The 6,467-nt window shown below is 45.7% G+C and carries 6 protein-coding genes; 2 read left to right on the top strand and 4 right to left on the bottom strand.

Annotated elements, in window-relative coordinates; all coding sequences use genetic code 11:
* Together rraB and CAG68_RS11180 are read left to right on the top strand one after the other, a co-directional pair.
* On the top strand, nt 1-414 hold a 414-nt coding region (gene rraB, locus CAG68_RS11185; RefSeq protein ID WP_005381081.1), incomplete at its 5' end, for a ribonuclease E inhibitor RraB.
* A 154-nt stretch (nt 415-568) separates the two neighbouring features.
* Complete coding sequence (locus CAG68_RS11180) at nt 569-1,369, top strand: glycosyl hydrolase 2 galactose-binding domain-containing protein (protein ID WP_033906208.1); 801 nt, start codon at nt 569-571, stop codon at nt 1,367-1,369.
* A gap of 19 nt (nt 1,370-1,388) precedes the next feature.
* Here CAG68_RS11180 and CAG68_RS11175 read toward each other — a convergent pair whose 3' ends face one another.
* From CAG68_RS11175 to CAG68_RS11160, 4 genes are all read right to left on the bottom strand, one after another.
* The gene (locus tag CAG68_RS11175; RefSeq protein ID WP_086047052.1) at nt 1,389-2,294 is read right to left on the bottom strand and encodes a bifunctional helix-turn-helix transcriptional regulator/GNAT family N-acetyltransferase; all 906 of its coding nucleotides are present in this window, start codon (nt 2,292-2,294) and stop codon (nt 1,389-1,391) included.
* 115 nt (nt 2,295-2,409) lie between these two features.
* Nucleotides 2,410-2,814, bottom strand: a complete 405-nt coding sequence (locus tag CAG68_RS11170; RefSeq protein ID WP_005381078.1) for a DUF2061 domain-containing protein — start codon at nt 2,812-2,814, stop codon at nt 2,410-2,412.
* A gap of 202 nt (nt 2,815-3,016) precedes the next feature.
* Nucleotides 3,017-5,875: a valine--tRNA ligase gene (locus CAG68_RS11165; protein ID WP_161441149.1), complete on the bottom strand. Its 2,859-nt coding sequence runs from the start codon at nt 5,873-5,875 to the stop codon at nt 3,017-3,019.
* 96 nt (nt 5,876-5,971) lie between these two features.
* Nucleotides 5,972-6,421 (bottom strand): DNA polymerase III subunit chi, encoded by a 450-nt coding sequence (locus CAG68_RS11160; protein ID WP_031777270.1) that lies wholly within the window; start codon nt 6,419-6,421, stop codon nt 5,972-5,974.
* Between the last annotated feature and the right edge of the window lie 46 nt (nt 6,422-6,467).

Genomic DNA, 6,467 nt, shown 5'->3' with positions numbered 1-6,467 from the left:
ATGTCTCACGAAGATGAATATCTATCAGTAGAAGAATTAATTGAGATTCAAAAGGAAGAGACTCGCGATATCATTGCAGCATTGCTAGAAGATGGCAGCGATCCAGATTCGCTATACGAAATTGAGCACCACCTGTTTGCAGAAGATTTTGACACGCTAGAAAAAGCGGTAGTTGAAGCATTCAAGATGGGCTTTGAAGTTCTTGAAGCAGAAGAAACTGAAGATGAAGATGGTAACAAGTTGCTTTGCTGTGATGCGACTATGGAGTCCGCACTAGACGCAGAAGCGATTGATGCGCAAGTTGAAAAATTGATTCACTTGGCAGAAAAATACGACATCATCTATGACGGTTGGGGTACGTACTACGAAGGCGAAGATGCGCTTTACCCTGAAGAAGATGAAGACGACGAGTAATCAAAGCTCACTACTTTTGGAAAAACCAGCGTTTAACGCTGGTTTTTTTATTCCTTGAAAAACTGACGAATGTGGAGGCGATAAATAATTCACATTGAGTTTATAGGGGATTTCTCCCTATAATGCGTGAAAATTGATCTAGCTCAAGGTGTATATGCAACTCTCACTCGCCGGTTTATGGCAAGTCTCTCCACTGACGGACCTTTCTATCCCACAGGATGACATTACTTTCCCTGCTCCTTTGAGTCAGGTATTGCCAGCTGAACTGACAGAAGAAGCAATTCGTCAGCAAGAGTGGCACCTGATGCATGACATTGAAGTGGACGAATCCATGATGGCATTCCCAGCGGTAGAAATGGTGTTGGGTGGTGTGGATTACCATGCAGAAGTGCGTTTGAACGGAGTAGCATTGTTCGACTGTGACGGTTCTCAAAATGTCTACAAGAAAGACATTCGTCCGTTCATGCAAATGGGGCGTAACCGCTTTGAAATCTTGTTCTTAGAGGAAGAAGAGGATCTTCTGTTTGATGAAGATAAACCTGAGCTGTGCTCTCTGTCCGATCATGAATATAAAAAAAGTGATGAGCGCTTAGGGGTATGGCAAGAACCGTATCTGCAGTTCATTCGCAATGTACGTTTAGACCGCGTGGCAACCGAGCAGATTTGGCACCACGGTGGTGGTTGCGAGTTTAAAGTAGACTTGTACTATCAAACTTTTGCGCCGGGTCTGGTCTCTGCATCGGTTAAGTTTAATGGTATGACTTACCATATTCCTATTGATGTCCGAGCGGAGCATGCGAGCGCTTTATTCCAGATCGAAGCGCCAAAGTATGCCGATCTTACTGATCCTGATCCAAGTGATCTCTACCAGTTGTCTGTTGAGTTGGATGGGCAGCACCAAAACTTCACTGTTGCCTTGAGCCAGGAGCTTTGTGTTACCCATGTTGTGCTTTAACTCTTAGTAATGCTCTTTATTACAGTGTTTTAAGCATCACTACTTCACATGCATCATGCCCTGTTTGTCCAAGCGGGGTATCGAGATGCTCAAAGCCTAGCTTTTCATACAAGCTTACCGCTTCTCTCAGACATTCAGTTGTCTCTAAATAGCACTGCTGATACCCAAATTGTTTCGCCAATTGTAAGCTCAATGCGACGATGCGTTTGGCTAAACCGTGCCCTCGTGTTTGAGGTAAGAAGTACATCTTTTGTAGTTCACACACATTTGGCTCGCCAGCTAAAGGGGCAAAGCCACCGCCACCAACGATCTCTCCGCGATGTTCAATGACCCAATAGGTGGCCCTGTTTTGATTGTACACCGAATACATATCATCAAGCGTTGGATCGGCCACACCATAACCTTTGTCTGCGGTTAAGCCGTATTCAGCAGAGACTTTACGAATCACATCTGCGACTTGCGGATTGTCTGCTTGAGTAAGAGGTCGAAGAACGTATTCCTCAGCCTGACACACTTTTGTTAGCCCTTTTAGGTAAGTCTCTAGACCAAGTTTGAGTTGCTCTTGCTCGCTATCATCGAGTTGGTTAAGCAGCTGTTCAAAGAAGTGGCTTTGCTGTTGGTCCAGTTGTGATAACGCCTGTTGGCCTTGCTCTGTAATCGCTACGAGTTGACTACGTTTGTCTTTTGGGTTTTCGATGCTCTCGACCAAACCTAATTTAATCAAACCAGTAACGGTTCGGCTCGCGTTGGACTTGTCGACATTAAGCTGCTGTGCCAGCTGATTGATGGTCAATGGCTGCAATTGGATTTCACCCAATGCGTGCGCTTGCACTGGAGTGAGAGCGACATCGCCGCATTGTTTATCAAGCATACCAAGCAATCGGACGGCTTGACGGGAGTAGTGTCGAAGTTGACGAGCGTTCATTATCACTTACCTCTAAAAATAAAGTTGCGCACCGCAATTAAATTAATTGCGGTACGCAACCTTGTCAATGGTAAATGTCATTTTTCTCGTTAGGAGACGTAGTAAGCCTCCATGTTTAAGCGTGGTGATGTAAACAAAACTGCGGTGCTGGAGCTTTTTCTGATGATTTACGCATCCATACTTTCTCGTGGAAGTAGTAAGCCACCGTGTTCAAACTCGGCTCTAGCATCGCCATTACGCCGCCGACGAATGCATCACCTGTTAGTAAGTAAACCACGGTAAAAGCGACGCTGAAGTGCACGGTCGCAAAGCTTGCGGTTTTTAATTTGGTCATCCACTGACGAGCTTTAAGTGCTGGGACTTTTGCCCATGCCTTTTCATGAAAGTAGAAGGCTACGGTGTTCACTGAAGGCTCAATCATGGCAATTAAACTACCAATTAGAATGTCGCCTGTGAGTACGTAAGCGACACTAAATGCGATAGTAAAATGCAGTGCTGCGAAAGTTAGTGTCTTTTTCATGATAATTACTCAATCGTGTTTGTTTCGATGAGTTCATTATCGATAATAATTCTCATTAATGCTAATGGATGATGAGTATTGTTGCGATAGGGGAAAGCTATTGATGATGGTTTTTGGTGAAAGATATACAAAAAAGGTTGACCATGATGGCCAACCTTTGGATTCAAAGTGAGAAGTGTTAGTTCTTCTCTTTCACTGAGGCTTAAAGTTCAGCGATCGTTGTCTTCTGCTCTTCTAGCTTAGCTAGTGTCTCTTTGTAGCCTTCAAGCTTCTCACGCTCTTTAGCAACAACTGCTTCAGGTGCTTTCGCTACGAAGCCTTCGTTACCTAGTTTGCCTTCGATACGCTTGATTTCGCCGTGAGTCTTCTTGATTTCGCCATCAAGACGCGCAAGTTCTGCGTCTTTGTCGATAAGACCCGCCATTGGGATCATCAACTCAGACTTACCAACCAGTGCTGTCGCACATGCAGGAGTTTGTTCGCCAGTTTCAAGCACGCGTACTGCTTCTAGCTTCGCTAGTGACATCAGTACTTGCTTGCTTGCTTCTAGACGAGAGGCATCTTCTGCATTTGCTGCTTTCAGCATAACGTCAAGCGGCTTACCAGGGTTGATGTCGTATTCAGCACGTAGGTTACGGATGCTGGTAATGAACGCTTTCACCCATTCAATGTCGTCTAGCGCTTCTTGGTTGAAGTTTGCTTCGTCGAATTGAGGCAGTGCTTGCAGCATGATTGTCTCGCCTTCTACACCTTCAACTAATGGCTTGATGCTTTGCCAGATAGTTTCAGTGATGTAAGGAATCACTGGGTGAGCTAGACGTAGCGTCTTCTCAAGAACCGTGATTAATGTACGACGAGTACCACGCTGTTGTGCTTTAGTACCTTTCCATAGAACTGGCTTAGTAAGCTCTAGGTACCAGTCACAGAATTGGTTCCAGATGAATTCGTAAAGCGTGTTCGCAGCCATATCTAGACGGAAGTTGTCGATATGGTTGTTAAACGCTTTCGCTGCGAGTTCAAACTGAGACTCGATCCACTTGTCTGCTAGTGAGTATTCAATCTCACCACCGTTGAAGCCACAATCTTGCTCTTCTGTGTTCATCATTACGTAACGGCTTGCGTTCCATAGTTTGTTACAGAAGTTACGGTAACCCTCAAGACGTTTCATATCCCAGTTGATATCACGACCTGTTGATGCCATTGCTGCAAGAGTGAAACGCAGTGCGTCTGTACCGTATGCTTCGATACCGTTTTCAAACGTCTTACGAGTGTTCTTCTCGATCTTCTTCGCTAGTTGAGGCTGCATCATGTTGCCACAACGCTTCTCTACGAGAGACTCTAGGTCGATACCATCAATCATGTCGATTGGGTCAAGTACGTTACCTTTCGACTTCGACATCTTGTCGCCGTTTTCGTCACGGATTAGACCAGTAACGTAAACCGTCTTAAATGGTACTTGTGGCTTGCCGTTTTCGTCTTTCACGAAGTGCATGGTCATCATGATCATGCGCGCAACCCAGAAGAAGATGATGTCGAAACCAGTTACTAGTACGTCTGAAGGGTGGAATACTTTCAGATCGTCAGTTTGCTCTGGCCAACCTTGAGTACCGAACGTCCATAGTGCAGAAGAGAACCACGTATCCAGTACGTCTTCGTCTTGGTGCAGTTCAATGACTGACTCTAGGTTGTTGTTCTTACGAACTTCTTCTTCAGTGCGACCTACGTAAACATTACCTTGGTTGTCGTACCAAGCTGGGATGCGGTGACCCCACCATAGCTGACGAGAGATACACCAGTCTTGAACGTCACGCATCCAAGAGAAGTACATGTTTTCGTACTGCTTAGGAACGAATTGGATGTCGCCGTTTTCCACTGCTTCAACCGCTGTTTTCGCTAGAGGCGCAGTACGTACGTACCATTGGTCAGTTAGCATTGGTTCGATAACCACGCCACCACGGTCGCCGTAAGGAACTTGTAGATCGTGATCTTTCACTTCTTCAAGTAGGCCTAGCTCGTCGAATTCAGCAACGATAGCTTTACGAGCGGCAAAACGCTCCATACCGTGGTATTTAGCTGGTAGCTCAGTGCTGTAAGCGTCGCTTGCTTCGCCGTTAGTGTTAAACACTTCTGCTGAGTCGCGAATGTTCGCGTCGAAAGTCAGAATGTTGATCATTGGTAGCTGATGACGCTTACCTACTTCGTAGTCGTTGAAGTCGTGCGCAGGTGTGATTTTCACACAGCCAGTACCTTTTTCCATATCTGCGTGCTCATCGCCCACGATTGGGATGCGACGATCAACGATAGGAAGGATGATTTCTTGACCGATAAGATCTTTGTAACGTGGATCTTCTGGGTTAACTGCAACACCCGTATCGCCTAGCACGGTCTCTGGACGAGTCGTTGCAACAACGATGTAGTCTTTGCCATCCGCTGTTTTAGCGCCATCTGCTAGTGGGTAGCGGAAGTGCCACATGTGGCCTTTAGTGTCTTTGTTCTCTACTTCTAGATCTGAAATCGCTGTGTGTAGCTTTGGATCCCAGTTAACTAGACGCTTACCGCGGTAGATTAGATCGTCTTCGTATAGACGTACGAAGACTTCTTGAACGGCGTTAGATAGACCATCGTCCATCGTAAAGCGTTCACGATCCCAGTCTACAGATGCGCCAAGACGACGAAGCTGCTTAGTGATAGTGCCGCCAGATTCGCCTTTCCATTCCCAGATTTTGTCGATGAAAGCTTCACGACCGTAATCGTGTTTTGTTTTGCCTTCTTCTGCAGCGATCTTACGCTCAACAACCATCTGAGTTGCGATACCAGCGTGGTCAGTACCTACTTGCCAAAGGGTGTTTTTACCCTTCATACGTTCACAACGGATAAGCGTATCCATGATCGTATCTTGGAACGCGTGGCCCATGTGTAGGCTACCAGTGACGTTCGGTGGCGGGATCATGATGCTGTATGATTCTTTAGTAGTGTCACCGTGTGGCTTAAAGTAGCCTTTCTCTTCCCAAGTCTGATACAGAGCTTGTTCGATTGAAGTTGGGTTGTATGTCTTTTCCATAGCGCTCTTTTAATGGATACGTTGATGGTTGAATCTTAGTCAATCTTTATAAGTGAGGGATCTTAACAAGATCGCCTTAACTATAAGGATTGACCGTTAAGGATATTGAATTTCGATCGTTTGCAGCTGGTAACCTGCTTGACGGTAAATTTTATATCTTTCTCTTGCGAGTTGTTTAGCTTTTTCTTCGCAGGGCACGAAGTCTACCACTTGAGCAAACTTGTTCGCAAAGGTTGTCTCATTTTCCGCCAAATTAATTACCAGCTGACGGTTCCAATTAGGTTTTACACCTTCATGGCCGATTTCAATATTGGTGGCGTATTTCGGTCCCTCGCCTACGAGGTTATGTGCCATGAACTTGTCTGCATCAACTTGCCAAAAGGCTTCAGCGAGCTGCTCGGCGTGTGGTTTGTCTTGGCAGTTTAAATACACTTTAGCGCCTTGGCGAGCAAAGTGCTGAGCCAAAAACACGATGTATTCTTCAAAGCCAGCCACCGTTGCTTGCGGGCTCTCTTCGTTAATGATGTAGAAGGTTGCAGTTTGCATCATTCTCTCACTTGCCTTGGGTCTCTTCCTAAGACCATCTTAAGTC

Source organism: Vibrio sp. V42_P2S4T144, assembly GCF_009904715.1.
Taxonomy (GTDB): domain Bacteria; phylum Pseudomonadota; class Gammaproteobacteria; order Enterobacterales; family Vibrionaceae; genus Vibrio; species Vibrio alginolyticus.
The sequence above is the reverse complement of the archived record's forward strand: the minus strand, read 5'-3'. Positions and strand labels throughout refer to the sequence as shown.

Bases quoted from the DNA above. Each gene is read 5' to 3' on its own strand.
- CAG68_RS11180 (WP_033906208.1), top strand. From the start codon at position 569: ATGCAACTCTCACTCGCCGGTTTATGGCAAGTCTCTCCACTGACGGAC.
- CAG68_RS11175 (WP_086047052.1), bottom strand. From the start codon at position 2,294: ATGAACGCTCGTCAACTTCGACACTACTCCCGTCAAGCCGTCCGATTG.
- CAG68_RS11170 (WP_005381078.1), bottom strand. From the start codon at position 2,814: ATGAAAAAGACACTAACTTTCGCAGCACTGCATTTTACTATCGCATTT.
- CAG68_RS11165 (WP_161441149.1), bottom strand. From the start codon at position 5,875: ATGGAAAAGACATACAACCCAACTTCAATCGAACAAGCTCTGTATCAG.
- CAG68_RS11160 (WP_031777270.1), bottom strand. From the start codon at position 6,421: ATGCAAACTGCAACCTTCTACATCATTAACGAAGAGAGCCCGCAAGCA.